This window comes from Streptomyces sp. NPDC002276, from assembly GCF_053891435.1.
The window spans coordinates 350,603-364,992 of sequence record NZ_JBSFCQ010000003.1 but is presented as its reverse complement, the minus strand read 5'-3'; the positions used below and the strand labels follow the sequence as shown (position 1 = coordinate 364,992).

9 protein-coding genes are annotated in these 14,390 nt (G+C 68.1%); 7 read left to right on the top strand and 2 right to left on the bottom strand.

Going from position 1 to position 14,390, the window contains the following annotated elements; translation table 11 throughout:
• Positions 1-47 precede the first annotated feature (47 nt).
• The 7 genes from ACWIHT_RS10625 (at position 48) to ACWIHT_RS10595 (ending at position 10,785) form a co-directional block, all read left to right on the top strand.
• Positions 48-4,106, top strand: coding sequence for a CHAT domain-containing protein (locus tag ACWIHT_RS10625; protein ID WP_456166568.1), 4,059 nt, complete (start codon positions 48-50; stop codon positions 4,104-4,106).
• A 691-nt stretch (positions 4,107-4,797) separates the two neighbouring features.
• Complete coding sequence (locus ACWIHT_RS10620; RefSeq protein WP_456166566.1) at positions 4,798-5,088, top strand: hypothetical protein; 291 nt, start codon at positions 4,798-4,800, stop codon at positions 5,086-5,088.
• 307 nt (positions 5,089-5,395) lie between these two features.
• Complete coding sequence (locus tag ACWIHT_RS10615) at positions 5,396-5,938, top strand: SMI1/KNR4 family protein (RefSeq protein ID WP_456166564.1); 543 nt, start codon at positions 5,396-5,398, stop codon at positions 5,936-5,938.
• Between the two features lie 70 nt (positions 5,939-6,008).
• Entirely contained in the window at positions 6,009-6,536 is a 528-nt protein-coding gene (locus tag ACWIHT_RS10610) for a hypothetical protein (RefSeq protein ID WP_456166562.1), read from the top strand.
• 70 nt (positions 6,537-6,606) lie between these two features.
• On the top strand, positions 6,607-7,038 hold the full coding sequence (locus tag ACWIHT_RS10605; protein ID WP_456166560.1) for a hypothetical protein: 432 nt from the start codon (positions 6,607-6,609) through the stop codon (positions 7,036-7,038).
• Positions 7,039-7,228: 190 nt separating this feature from the next.
• A complete protein-coding gene (locus ACWIHT_RS10600) occupies positions 7,229-10,075 on the top strand; it encodes a TIR domain-containing protein (RefSeq protein ID WP_456166558.1) in 2,847 nt (948 codons plus the stop codon).
• Between the two features lie 20 nt (positions 10,076-10,095).
• Positions 10,096-10,785, top strand: a complete 690-nt coding sequence (locus tag ACWIHT_RS10595; protein ID WP_456166556.1) for a hypothetical protein — start codon at positions 10,096-10,098, stop codon at positions 10,783-10,785.
• A gap of 48 nt (positions 10,786-10,833) precedes the next feature.
• Here ACWIHT_RS10595 and ACWIHT_RS10590 read toward each other — a convergent pair whose 3' ends face one another.
• Both ACWIHT_RS10590 and ACWIHT_RS10585 read right to left on the bottom strand, forming a co-directional pair.
• Positions 10,834-13,629, bottom strand: a complete 2,796-nt coding sequence (locus tag ACWIHT_RS10590) for a toll/interleukin-1 receptor domain-containing protein (protein ID WP_456166554.1) — start codon at positions 13,627-13,629, stop codon at positions 10,834-10,836.
• A 2-nt stretch (positions 13,630-13,631) separates the two neighbouring features.
• Complete coding sequence (locus tag ACWIHT_RS10585) at positions 13,632-13,964, bottom strand: hypothetical protein (protein WP_456166552.1); 333 nt, start codon at positions 13,962-13,964, stop codon at positions 13,632-13,634.
• Between the last annotated feature and the right edge of the window lie 426 nt (positions 13,965-14,390).

Below are 14,390 nucleotides of genomic sequence, written 5' to 3'. Positions count from 1 at the left end.
TGTCGGAAGATGGGCGGCGGGAAGTGCCTACGACGGCGGGGGTTCCGATGGCACCGGACGCGACAGCAGCGGAAGCCGTGCGTGACCGGTTGCGGCAGTACGAACTGACGCGGGATCCGGCCCTGGTGACCAGCGATCAGGCACGGCGGGATGCGGCGGAACTGCTGACCGGAACTCCGGGAGTCGAGGAGCATCTGCTCGCCGGACGGCTCGCCTGGTACCGGCACCTCGCTCTCGGCGACCGCCGCGACGTACGGGAACTGGCGGACGTCCTGGGACTGTTCGCGCCGGTGTACGCGGACTCTCCGGACCGCCTCCCGTCCCCGCTCCGCGTGGTGTTCGACGCGGCGCGGCCCGACACCCCGCTCCTCGACCCGCGACGACTCGCCGACGCCGCCGTCGAGTTGCTCGACGCACCGGAGCCGGACACCGCCCTGGCCGTCGCCCTCCAGCGGTTGGCCATCGCGCACGGCGAGGACGATCCGCTCCGCCCGGAACTGCTCGCCGGTCTTGGCGAAGCCCTGGAACGGCGGTTCGCGGAATCCCTGGATCCCGGCCTGCTGCGCGAATCCGTCACCGTACGCCGCCATGCCGTGGCGTCGGGTGGAAGCGGTGACCCCGCCACACCTTCCATGTTGAGCGGCCTCGCGCATGGACTCCACCTCCTCTTCGTGGTCCTCGGGGACTCCGCCGACCTGACGGAGGCCGTGGCGGCTGCCCAGCGTGCGGTGGAACTCTCGCCGAGCGAGGATGCCGCGTTGCCCGACCGCTACGGCGATCTCAGCCAGATGTGGTTCGCGAAGTTCACGACGACGGGGCGTCTGGAGGACGCCGTCGAAGCCATGGGGGCCGCGTCAAGTGCTCTTTCGCACAGTGGGGAAACCCACCCCAGCAGGAATGAGTTCCAGGACCACCACGATCGTGCGTGGGAGGCGATTCAGCAGATCACCACAGTCAACCGTGGGGGCAAGGAACCTCCCAGGACGATGGTGGTCAACGTACGCCTGACGGAGATCGCCCTGCTCCGTGCGGAGTTGGAGGCCCAGCCGGAAGCCGACGCATCGGTCCGTGCGGGTCTTCTCCGATCGATGGCCGAGGTGCATCTCGACCGGTTCGAGGCCGTGGGTTCCCGTCCGGACCTCGAAGAGGGGATACGCGGGGCACAGGCTGCGGTGGACACGTCCCCGCCGACGGATCCCGACCACTTCCGGAACCTGCGCACCTTCGCGAGGGCCATGCTCGTCTCGTACCGTATGTCGAACGATCCGGACGCTCTTCGCGCGGCGGTCGACGCCCATCAGCAGGTCGTAAACCTCATTCCGCCGGGCTCCGAGGAACGAGCCGGGATTCTCACCGACATGGTCGGCCTGCTGCTGGAGCAGTACCAGTCCCTCGGCGAGACAAGCGCGTTGGAGAGCGCGATCAGCACCGCACATGCGGCTGTTGTGGCCGCGGACCCCGACAGCGACACACATGGCAGTGCGCTGGCCGCGCTGGGCGCCGCGCTCGTCCAGCGCGACCGCTCCGGCGCGGGCACCGAGTCGGATCTCGACGAGGGAATCGAGACGCAGCTCCTGGGACTCGCCCGACTTCCCGAGGATCACCCTGGCCGGGGCCCGGTGCTCGCGAACGTCGCAACAGGACTGCTCGTGCGATACACGCGGCTGCACCAGGACTCTGATCTCGACGAGGCCGTGGCCCGTGCCCGGGACGCTCTGAGCGCCTTCCAGTCCCGCCCCGATCAGTGGATGCGTGTCGCCGAGCCGAGCAGTTTCCTGACCGACGTCCTGGTCATCCGCTATCTGAGCCGCGGAGTGTTGTCGGATCTCGACGAAGCGATCACCGTTCTGAAAGGCGCCGTGATCGCCGCACCCCACGCGACAGCGTTCGTGGCTCGCTGCTGCGCGGAGATCGCCCTGAACTCGCTTATGCGGCTTGAGCACAGTGACGTGAAGGAGGATCTGGACCAGGCAACCGAATTCAGCCTCAAGGCGGTCGAGTTCGCACCGGACAGCGGGCTCGCGCTCGCCGCGCGGGCATTCGCTTTGTACGCACGGGCCAGTGACGACGAGGCGTTCGTGGACGAGGCGATCGCCGTGGCCTGGCAGGCGGTCGAGCGGACCGAGCAGACCAGCACCAGCTATCCCGGGCTGTTGCGCGCGCTTGCCTCCATGCTCACCGCCAAGGCCAACCGCATATGGGCGTCCGCGTGGGATCGACCCAGGTCGTGGCTACGACGCATAGGCGGCCGGCCAGGGGAGTTGCGGAAGGCCTATCAGATCGGGTTGCTGATCCTGGACGCGACGGAACTGCTGGAAGAGGCGATGGCGGCCGATCCCGACAACTATCCCGCTTACGCGGTCGAGTTGGGCGAGGTGCTCTTCCTGCGCGCAGCGCTCCAGCGAAGCCGGCGTGGCAAGGAGGAGGCGGCACGTTGCTTCGGCGCGACCGCCCTCAGCGAGACCACACGGCCGGGCCTCCGCCTGAGTGCGGCACACCGATGGGGGCGAGCACTGGGGGCCGCCGAGGACTGGAACGGCGCAACCGCCGCCTACGCGCTGGCCATTGACCTCCTCCCGCAGCTCGCACCGCGATCCCTGCGCCGCGTCGACCAGGAACACGGCCTGAGCGCGGTGAGCGGCCTGGCCGCCGACGCGGCCGCGTGTGCCGTACGAGCCGGACGGCCGGTGGACGCCGTCCGGCTGATCGAGGCCGGCCGGGGTGTGCTGTGGGCCCAGGAACTGGAGGAACGGGATGAATCGACCCGACTGCGTGAGCAGGCGCCGGAATTGGCGAACCGTTTCGAGACGCTGCGCGAACTGCTCGGTCAATCCAGCACCGATACGATGCCCGGCCCCACCACGACCGAGCCGTTCGGATGGCGGGCCGTCTCCGATCCGCCGACACCCGGCGCCGCCGCGGACGTACGGCGCCGGGTGACCGACGACTGGCATACGGTGCTCGCCGACATCAGGGCACTCCCGGACTTCGCCGACTTCCTCAACGGGCCGGAGCAAGGAGGCATGCCGCCCCACCCCGGCGTGGACGGCCCCATCGCCCTGCTGAGCGCGAGCGCACACGGCGGCAGCGCCCTCCTGTGGCACCCCGACGGCCACATCGATCCTCTGCCTCTCCCGCTCCTGACGGATCGAGCGACGACCGCGAAGGCCACGGAATTCCTCACCGCCCTCGACGTCCTTCACCAGCCGGACGTCTCTCTACGGGAACAGAAGACCGCCCAGGACACCGTTCGGGCAACGCTGACCTGGCTGTGGACGGCAGCGGTGGCTCCCGTGCTCGACCAACTCGGCTTCACCAGGGCGGCACCGACCCCATCGCTGCCACGCCTGTGGTGTTCGCCGAGTGGACCACTGGCCTGCTTTCCCCTCCACGCGGCGATGTCGGACAGCGGAGAACGGGCGCTGGATCGAGCGGTCTTCTCGTACACCTCGACCGCCCGCGCCCTGCGTCGCGCCCAGAGCCTCCCGCGAGCGCCCGAAACCGACGCCACCGTGCTCGTCGTCGCCATGCCCGAAACGCCGGGTGAGGTGCCGCTGCCGGCCGCCCTCGACGAGGCCCGATGGCTGGTCCGCTCCGCGGGCGCGACCGAACTGATCGGGTCGGCCGCCACCGCTGACGCCGTTCGGTCGGCGCTCCCGTCCTACGAGGTCGTTCACTTCGCCTGCCACGGGCGCTACGACTCGGCGCACCTCACGGAAAGCCGACTGCTCCTGCACGACCACCAGACGCGGCCGTTCACCGTACGGGACGTTTCGAGGCTGGACCTGCCCCGCGCCCGGCTGGCCTATCTGTCGGCATGTTCCACGGCATCGTTCAGCGGCGTGCTCGTGGACGAAGCGATCCATCTCTCGGCGGCATTCCAGTCCGCCGGGTTTCCTCAGGTGATCGGGACGTTGTGGCCAGTGGCCGACACTGTCGCGGCGGAGGTGTGCGAAGCCACGTACTCGCGTCTGCGTACGGGCACCGACGGGGCCCTGGAGATCGGACGGACGGCGCACGCACTTCATGGAGCGATTCGAGAACTGAGCGACAAGTACCCGGCCACACCGAGCCTTTGGGCGGCTTACCTGCACGTAGGACCGTGAATGACTTTCGGGCTTCGCGTAAGAGCACGGATTCACCGCGAGTGGCACCACGCTGGCCGCCTCCACGAGTTACGACCGTGAACATGCACGCCTGCTGGTACAGCCCGGGCACGGGCGGATTCAACTCGGTCGACACCGTCGACAACACGCCCGTGGGCGACAGCGTCAACGCCAATCGACCTCCCGTGGACGTGGACGTGGCCGTGGCCGTGGCCGTGGATCGTCATCCGGCTCCTCGAACGGGTCCCGTTCCTACCGCGGCTCGAACACGACCACGCAACGCGAGTCCGCCGAGCAGGCGGCCGAAGAACGCGCCGCCGCCGTGCGGCAGTCAGAGCCCATGCCGAGAAGAACACGTACAGCATCGGCCGCAGCTCCCTGACCATCCGCTCCGGCACCGGATCCGTCGCCGTCGCGCCAACGGCCGGGATCAACAACAGCAACTGCTCGAAGGGCAGCGGCATCGGCAATCAGATTCCGAGAGCGCTTGACGACACCGGACGCGCCACGGGGATGTTTGCCTGCGTCACTACTTGGAGACGTGCCGGCGCGGCGCCCGCCGGCCCGCTGGCACGTCTCACTTCGCTGGTTACCCCGCCGGCCGCAGGAGGCGACATCCTGGACTGGAACAGTCCGTCCGAGCGGTATCCGCGTGGATTCCCCGACGACTACAAGGAGTTCATGCGCGTCTATGGGGCGGGCCTCTTCGATGATCGGCTGGGGCTCGACCGTCGAGGCGGACCTGCTCTGCTGGCGGGCGGATTCGCCGGACTCCAACAAGTGGGGGACCGTGATCTGGCGCCGTCACTGGGCGATGCCCGAGTGCTGGTCGCACTTCGACTGCGGCATGGTCGAGTTGCTGTGCCGCTTCGCGGCCCGGGAGATCAGTGAGGACTGGGCCTTCGACGACCTCCGTTACACCGGGTCACGGTTCCTGCACGACCGCGACGACCGCAGGTATACGCGCCTGGGAATCGAATGACCATTTCCGAAAAGAAGGGCGATAGCGGAAATTTGGCACAATAACTAAGAACTGTCACGATTGCTCGGGAAGTCGACTCGTCCGGACAGTAGGGCGGCGATCGCCAGCACCTACGGCGACGTCGTCATCCGCGAATATCTGCTCCTTTGTGGAGGTTGTAGTCTTCGGCGGTAGGGACGGTGTCGGCGCCAAGGCGCGGCTGGGCAGGCTGGTACGACACGGGCACGCGCATCGGATCGGATCGGATCGGTACGAGGGTGCGATGTGCTGGGCTGTGGGTGAAATGCGACGCGCGATGCAGTCGCCCGTGGACGGCGGCGACGAGGTGATGGCAATGTTTGTGGAGATCCAAGCCCTGTTGGGTGAGCCCGGATTCAACTGGACGGATCCGGCGCCATGGATTGAAACGGAGCGGGAGTTCGGAATCGAATTCCCGGCGGACTTCCGTGAGATCGTGGATGCCTACGGTTCGGTCCAAATCAACAATCAACTGTATCTGAAGCACCCCGCTGACCATCTTCTGCATAACCTGAGAGAATCCATCAGGGGAGATCTCGACCTTTTCCGCGAGGCAGACATGATGGAGTACCTGCCGAGTCCGGCAGGGGCGAACCCCGGTGAGTTGATGCCGGTGGCGTTGGCCACAACGGGGGAATGGGTTTTCCTCCGCGTTCCCGACAGCTCCTCGGGCCCATGGCGCGTCCTCGTCCAAGAGCTTGACAGTCCTGCTTGGGTGCTCCACGAAATGACATTCGGTGAGTGGTTGCTGGCTTACCTCAGGGGTGAGGACGTGACGGTGTGTTCTCGCAACTTCGCGCCTGGTCGCCCGTTCTTCGAACCGCTGAGCTGAAGCGTGGCGCTACCGCTTCGACCAGCTGTTCGTCGTCGTGACCAGCGGATCCGAACGATACGAGGACACCATGCACTGGGCTGTGGCGGAACTGATCCGCGTCATGCGGCCACCCGCTGAAGGCGGCGACACGGTCGACTGGGGCGCGCTGCGCGCCGACACCGGGTGGGAACTCCCCGCTGATTACCGCGACTTCGTCGCGCTCTACGGGTTGGGTTCGATCGGCGACTCGCTCGGCATCCGCACGCCGCGCTTCGAGGGTTACCCGTACGAGGACCATCTGCTGTTCCGCGCTCAGTGGCCGCCGGCGGACGGGACGCTGACCTGGGGGTCGAACGAGGCCGGTGACGACTTCCTGTGGCGGTGCGTCGGCGGGCCGGACGAGTGGCGGGTCGTATTCCGGCCCGGGGACCGTCGTCGGGATTATGAACGGGATTATGAATACGACATGGGGATGGCCGAGTTCCTGCTGCGCCTGACGGGCGGCGACATCCGTCCGCCGCTGGGTGCCGAGTTGGAGCTGCCGGCCACGTTCGAATCGTGGCGTGAGGAAGAAGGACGCCTGCGCGACGCGGACGGCGATCTTGAGGGTTTCTGATGGGGGCCACCGCCCGACTCGCGGGCGGTGGTGGGTCGTTCGCTGCGCGGGCGTTGTGGCACTTCTCGCCATGGTTGGTGCCGTAGCGCTGCTCCTGCGCCCGGATGCGGGCGACGGGGCGACGCCGCCCGTCCCGGTCTCGCACGTCGACACCGTCACCCGGGCCTGTCTCCTGACGTCCACGGACTCGGACACGACGGGCACCTGGGCGGCGATGCGGGAGATGGCGGGCACGCACGGCTCGAATGTCGTCGTCCAGCGCTACTGCCTGCCCGCCGGGGCGGACCCCGCCGCCTACGTCAACACCCTCGTTCAACTGCGCTGTGCCACGGTCGTCACCACCGGAACCGCGGCACGCTCCGCCGTGGCCGCCCGACTCGCAGCGGGCCGGATCGCGCGCGTCCGCTTCGTGGTCGTCGCCGACCGGCCGGTGTCCGGCGCAACGCGACTGAGCCCGGACGCGGTGAGTGCGCGGACCCTGGCCAGGGCGGCGACCGGGTGATCGACGGGACTGTCCGAGACGCCCGCTCCGGCTCCGCTCGACCGCCGTGGCCGCCATCGCCGCCAGGTTTCCCTCACCCGGGTGAGGGAACAGGAGGTACACGTATGACCGATGGCCACTTGTGCGGACGCGGCGGGGGAGCGGACGAGCGGATGAGCGGGCAGTGGGGTCGCCCTGTCCCGGGTGTCCGGTGAGCCGTAGGCGCAGCGAGGCGAACGAAGGTCGGGGAGTCGCGTACGACGCCTTCATCTCGTACAGCCATGCCTGGGACAAGGACATCGCGAACGCCTTCCAGAGCGCGCTTCAGGGCTTCGACCGCCCCTGGTACCGGCCGAGAAGCCTGAAGCTGTTCCGTGACGAGACCAACCTCGCGGCGAGTCCTCATCTGTGGCAGGAGATCGAGCGGGGGCTGACCGGGTCCCGGTGGCTCGTGGTGATGGCGTGCCCCGCGGCCGCCGGGTCTCCGTGGGTCAGGCAGGAGATCCGCTGGTGGCTCACCCACCGGTCGGCGGACACGCTGCTCATCGGGTGGACCGACGGCACGCTGGTCTGGGACTCCGACCGGGCGTCGTTCGACTGGTCGCGGACCGACGCCCTGCCGCACGAGGAGTTGGCCCGGGCCTTCGGCGGCGAGCCTCGCTGGGTCGACCTGCGCTGGCTGCGCAGCCCGGAGCAGGCCAGTTCGGACCCACGTCTGATCGAGTGCATGGCGGAGTTCGTCGCGCCCCTGACCGGCAGGTCGAAGGACGAGCTGATCGGCGACCATGTGCGCCAGCGTCGGCGGACCCGCCACTGGGTGCAGGCCACGCTCACCCTGCTCACGACGCTCCTCCTGCTCGCCGTGGCCGGCGGAATCGTCGCCTACGACCAGCGCAACACCGCCCGCGCCCAGACCTTGGTCGCGCAGTCCCGGCAACTCGTCGCCGAGGCGTCGTCGATCAGGGACAGCCAGCCCGATCTGGCCCGCCAACTGATGGTGCAGGCCTACCGGCTCGCGCCCACGGCCGAAGCGATCGGGGCGCTCGTCGAGAGCTACTCGATGCCCCGGGTCATCCACGGGCGCGGCGACTTACAGGCGGCCGCGTACAGCAGCCGAGGTCTGCTGGCCGTGGCCGACGACGACATCCGCCTGTTCGACCCCGCCCGCGGGACACGCCCGGTCTCCGTGGACTCCACGAAGCGCCCGGCCACCGCGGTCGCCTTCAGCGCGGACGGCAGGCTGCTCGCTCTGGGAGGCGCCGACGGCGAGGTCCGGCTGCTGGACGTGACTGACGGCAACCACCCCAAGGCCCTGGGAAAGCCGACCGTGGTGGCCGACCGCACGAAGGTCCTCGGTCTCGCCTTCACCTCCGGCGGACGCCTGGTCGCGATGACGGAGGAGGGCGGCGCCGTCCTCGACATCCAGGACCCCGCGCGTCCGAGGTCCCTCGGCTCCCTGCCCGCGGGTACGTTCGCGGCGAGCCCGCGGGGCGATCTGATCGCCACGGAGGAGTCGCTCGGGCAAGGAGAGCAAGGACAACCGGAAGAACAAGGAGCACGTCTGCGTCTGTGGACCGTGTCCGGTTCGGCTCGGCCGCGCCTGGTCGCCACGCTCGACTCGGCACCCGGCGACTCCAGCGCACCGCAGCACGTGGCGTTCAGCCCGAACGGCCAGGCACTCGCCGTCGCGGGCGAAGACGGCCGGGTGCTTCTGTGGGACATCGCGGACCCCACGAAGCCGGTCGCTCGACCGGATCTGTACACGCAGAGCCGCTTCGGCCTCCGTTCCGTGGCGTTCTCCCCGAACGCGACCACCCTGGCCGCCGGGGACAGCGACGGCACGGTCACGCTGTGGGACGTGTCCGACCCCCTTCGCCCCCGTTCCGGCGCCCGGTTGAGCGGCCATACGACGTCGGTGGGCGGCCTGGCCTTCAGCCCGGACGGGAACACCGTGGCCTCCGTCGGCGTAGCGAACTTCACCGACATCGGCGCGGACAAGGGCACCGTACGGCTGTGGGCCGTATCGGGAAGCGAGCGGACCTCCGCGATCGCCACACTGCCGACCGAGGGAACCTTTCCGCCCTCCTTCAGCGCCGACAGCCGCCTGTTGGCCGCGGGCGGCCAACCCACCACGGTGTGGCGGGTGGACGGCAGCCGACCGCCGAGCCTTCTGGCCGATCTGGAGCCGTTCAACACCGATGGCCAGGCCGCGGCCTTCGGCACCGGAGGGCACACCCTGTTCTCCGGCCTGCCGATGCGGGCATGGGAGTTGACCGACCCGGCACGCCCTCGCGAACTCGCCCCGGGGACGACCGGTACGGGCGGAGCCGACAACATGAGTGTGAACCCGGTCCTTCCCCTGGCGGCCGCGGGCGCGGGACCCGGCGAGGCGGTGCAGCTGTGGGACATCAGCGACAGGACGCGGCCCACCCTGCTGGGCACCCTCGTCGGATCCGACACCGAAGCCCAGGCCCTCGCCTTCAGCGCGGACGGCGCGCTGCTCGCGGCACCGACCCGAAAGGGCGGCGTACGGCTCTGGCGGGTCGCGCGGCACGCCCGGCCCACGCCTGTCGGGGACATCCCGGATTCAGGAGGGAAGGCCACCGCACTGGCCTTCAGCCCGCACGACCGCACGCTGCTCATCGGCGACGGGACCGGGACGATCACCACGTGGGACGTCTCGCGTCCCGACCGGCCGGTGCGAAGGGGTACCTCCACCCGGTACAGCGGATCCATCACCGGAACCGCCTTCCATCCGGGCGGAGAGCTGGTGGCCACCGCCGGCCTGGACGGCCGCGTCCACCTGTGGAACGTCGCCATCCCGGCCCGCCCCGTCGAGCTGAACTCGCTGAGCGCCGGCGACCTCTACCCCGGTGCGACCGTGACCTTCAGCCCGGACGGGCGCCTGCTGGCGGTCAGCGACGACAGAGGTCTGCAGCTGTGGACCGTGGATCGCGTCGGCATCCTCCGGCGTCTGTGCGCGGAGTCCCCCCGCATCACCCGCGACCAGTGGAGGCAGTACCTCCCGGACCGGCCCTACGACCCACCCTGCGCCTGACGCGGGAGACGGAGGACACCGTGACAACCGGCTTGCAGCGCATCACCACGTTCACCGCGTTTCTGACGATTCTGCTGACCACCGGCGCGTGCGACACACCGAGCCCCGCGCCCGCCGTCAAACCCTCGGCTCAAGGGACCGTCGCCACCGACGCCGAGTCCTCGGACGCGTCCGCCGCCACGTCGTCGGCCGACCCCGAGACCGTCGGGCGGGCGCCGGCGGATCTGCACGACGTGGACTGGACGAACACCCCCGCCCCGGGCGAGTTCTGTGACGTCCCTGGTCTCGTGCGCTTCGACGCCAAGGGCGAAGCCCGGGCCAAATCCACTGTGTGGGGCCCGGTTCGGATCATCCGAGGGGCACAGGTCCTCTACGGCGACCTCGACGGCGACGGCCGTGACGAGGCCGCCGTCTACGTCGGCTGCGACGACGACGGCGCCACTCAGAACGCCCAACTCGTCGCCGGCTATGTGGTGTACGGACACGCGGGGAAGAACCTCGTCGTCATCGGTTCGATCACTCCACGGCAGAAGGGCGGGACGTACTCCACGGCACTCGTGGGCGCTGAGTTCGCGCCGGGCCGGATCATCGTGCACGAGAAGTGGTACCGCCCCAACGACCCGCACTGCTGCCCCACCGGTGACGCCACCACGGTCTGGACCCGTGAAGGCGATCGGCTGATCCCCGGCGCCCCCCGCATCACCTCGTGAGCCCGCCGGCTGCGAATGCCGCTACGACGTCCTCATGCCGCCTCCGGACTATGGACAGAGCGGCCGGAGAGCGGGGCCCGAAGGTACGTAAGTGCGCCACCGGTCGGCATTGAACGCACCCTTCGCCCACTCGCACAGCGAGCGCACCGGGTCCACTGTCGCGTCGACGTCCCAGAGCCGCACCGTATTGTCTCTGCTCCAACTGACGATCGTCCTGCCGGCGGGACCGAATCCCACGCCGGTGACGTCAGCGGTGTGCCCTTCGAGCGGCTCGCCTATCTGTTGCCGGGTGGTGACGTCCCAGAGTCGGACCGTGCGATCCATGCTGCCGGTGACCAGAGTTTTCCCGTCGGGACTGAATACGACGGACGTCACGCCGCTTTGATGGCCGGTCAGTGGTTCACCGATCTGTTTACGCGTGGCCACGTTCCAGAGCCGGACGGTATTGTCGCGGCTCGCGGTCGCCATCATCGTGCCGTCGGCGCTGAATACGATCGCGTTGATCTGTGCGGTGTGACTGGGTGGCGTCTCGCCGATACGGCGATGTGTGGCGGAATCCCAGATCACCACGGTGTCGTTGTCGGAGGTGGTGGCGATCGTACGGCCGTCGGGGCTGAATGTGACGTTGACTGCTCTGATATCGAGTGCCTTGCCTGTCTGGCGGCGCGTTGTCAGATTCCATATGCGCACGGAGTCGTCGTCGGAAATGGCCAGGTTCCTGCCGTCGGGACTGAAAGCTACGGCGAGTATGGAGCGGGTGCGGCTGGGCAGTGACTTGCCGATCTGGCGGTGCGTTGTGACGTCCCAGAGTTTCACCCTTTCCGTTGTTCCGAAGGAGGCGGTGGCAAGTACGGTGCCATCGGGACTCAAGGAAAGCGCGGAGGTGAAATCCACGTCACTGGAGACCAGTGGATCGCCGATCCGGCGACGGGTGGCAACGTTCCAGAAGCGGACGGCGGAGCCTGCCCCCGCGACGGCCAGGATCTGACCATGGGGGCTGAGTACCGCCTTGCGCTGGGTCCGGCTGTCGACCCATGTGTCGATCTGTCGTAGCGTGCGGACATCCCACAGCCGGACCGTGGTGTCGTCACTCGAACTGGCCAGGGTCGATCCGTCCGGGCTGAAGGCCACAGCCCAGACCCTGCTCGTATGGCCGGTGAACGGCGCTCCCATCGGGATGTGCCGCGCGATGTCCCAGAGTCGCACGCTGCCGTCGTCGTACGCGGCGGCGAACATCGTGCCGTCGGGGCTGAAGGCCACCGAATCGACGCCGGTGCTCGCGGTGAACGGCTTCCCGATCGGGGCTCGGGTGGTGGTGTCCCAGAGCCGGACGCCGCCGTCGGCATCGGCGGCGGCGATGATCCTGCCGTCCCCGCTGAAGGAGACCGACGAGATTCCGTAGCCGGCTGTCGTCAGTGCCTTGCCGATCGGCGCATGGGACCTGGCGTCCCAGAGCCGTAGATCCTCGGCTCCGGTGGCGAAGGTTCTGCCGTCGGGGCTGAAGGCCACTGAGGCGTCGTAGGCCCGACCTCCGAGTGGCGTGCCGATCTGGTGATGTGTCGCCACGTCCCACAGCCGTACGGTTCCGGAGTCGCCGCTGCCGCCGGCGATGAGAGTCCTGCCGTCAGGGCTGTAGGCGACCGAATGGATTGCTCCGGCATGGGCTTGGAGCGCGTCACCGATCTGTTTGTGGTCGGTGATGTTCCAGAGTCGAACAGTGCCGTCGGAACTTGAGCTGGCCAGAGTCCTGCCGCCGGGTCCGAAGGCTACCGACGTGACGCCTTGGTTGTGCCCGATGAGCGGGGCACCGATCTTCCGCTGCGTTGTCGCATCCCAGAGTTGCACAATGCCGTCCTGGCTACCGGAGGCAATGGTCTTGCCGTCCGGGCTGAAAGCCACCGATCTCACGGGCCATGAATGAGAGAGCAAGCCGGACTCCGGGGAAACGGCGGCGTCGAGAACCGCGAGACGGGATTCCGGAGTGGGGTCGATCCGCCATGCAGCCAACGCTTTCAGTCGGGCACCGAACGGGTCACGGGTCGCGAGAGAGGAACTCTGACTGATCAACTGCTGTGCGACCGCGTGGTCCCGCTGGCGGGTGGCCTCGGCGCGTGCGACCAGCGCGATCACGGACACCGTGGTCGTGATCAGGAGGAGCAGGCTCAGTACGGCCGCGGTGATTCTGGCAGTCCGCAGGTTGCGCCGGGTGTCGCGGATTCCTTCCGACTTCAGGTCGTCCTCTGGAAGGCCGCGTACGACGGACGCGATACCGAGCGCGATGCTGTCGACGTCCGGCCCGAGATCGGTACCGTTGTCGAGGCGACGGAGGACCGCGGATTTCCAGACCGGTTGCTGCTTGAACCGTCCTAGCAGACGGGTGGGTAGCGCCGTTGAGAGTTCTAGATCCCAGTTGGCCCGTTGCTCGTCCCAGACCAGTTGTCCCGCGGTCACGATGAGCAGGATCGAGTCGAACCCCTTGTGCTCCAGCCACCACTCGATTTCTCGGTCGACCCACGCCGACGCCTTTGACTCCGGCGACGCCATGACCACGAGCCAGTCGGAGCGGGCTAGGCCGGATTCGATCTTCGCCCAGAGCTGCGGACCGATCGACACACCGCTCTCATCGAGGAATACCCTGATCCGAGGCGGCTTGTACCAGGGGCGGGACTGCTTTTCGATCACTCGCTGAAGGTGCGGCAACCATCGTCGGTCGCGATCCCCGCTGTAGGAGAGAAAGACGCCGTATCCGAGTTCGGTTCTTATTCGTCGGTGGCGGGCTATGCGTGACCGCAGCCGAGGGAATACCGGACCTGACTTCCGGAGCTGACGGGGAAAGCGTCTCATCCTCATGCGGCCGGCAGGTATTCTTTGCCGTTCCAGTGCAGAGTGACATGTGCGATCGAGCCGTCGGCGCAGCTGGGATTGCACGAGTTCTCGGACTGCGTGATCGTATAACGGCCGTCTCCGCCGGGGCCGTCGAGCCGCGCGTCGTAATAGGCAAGCCGCCCACCGCTGTAGTGGTCCCCCGGTTCGCTCCAGCCGATGTCCTCGAACCCGTCTCTGTCCGGTACGAGCACCAGCACCCCGTCATAGCGTCCGGGGTTGTAGATCACGAAGGTGTTCTTGGTGGTGTCGGATGCGGGAGCGGCGAAGTGCAGCTCCTTTTCATAGATGTCCACGTCGATGGATGCCAGCGCGCGACCGCTGTCGGTGACGGGCGCGACGCATCCACTGGAACTTTGGGAATCGGTCCGTCGGACCAGGAATACGCGGACCACTCCGAGGTATGGGTGTTTGATGTCCCGATGATCGAGTACCGTACCCCGGCACCGCGCGGTGACCGGCGGGCTGGACGGAAATGAGGCGGGCGAGGGCGCTGCCGAATGGGTCGATCCGCTCGAACTCGGTGAGCACCCGCCGACGAACACCATTGCCAGGGCCGGAACCAGCACGGCGATCCGAACGCGTACCGGGCAGGGTATGCACCGCAAGAGGTGAAGGCGTAAATCCTGGGAAGCGCTGGGAGACATGGAATTCCCCTGTGTCCGAAGGAGACCGATTCGCCGAGCAGGAAATCCGAATTCTATCCGGGTGGATGTGTCGTG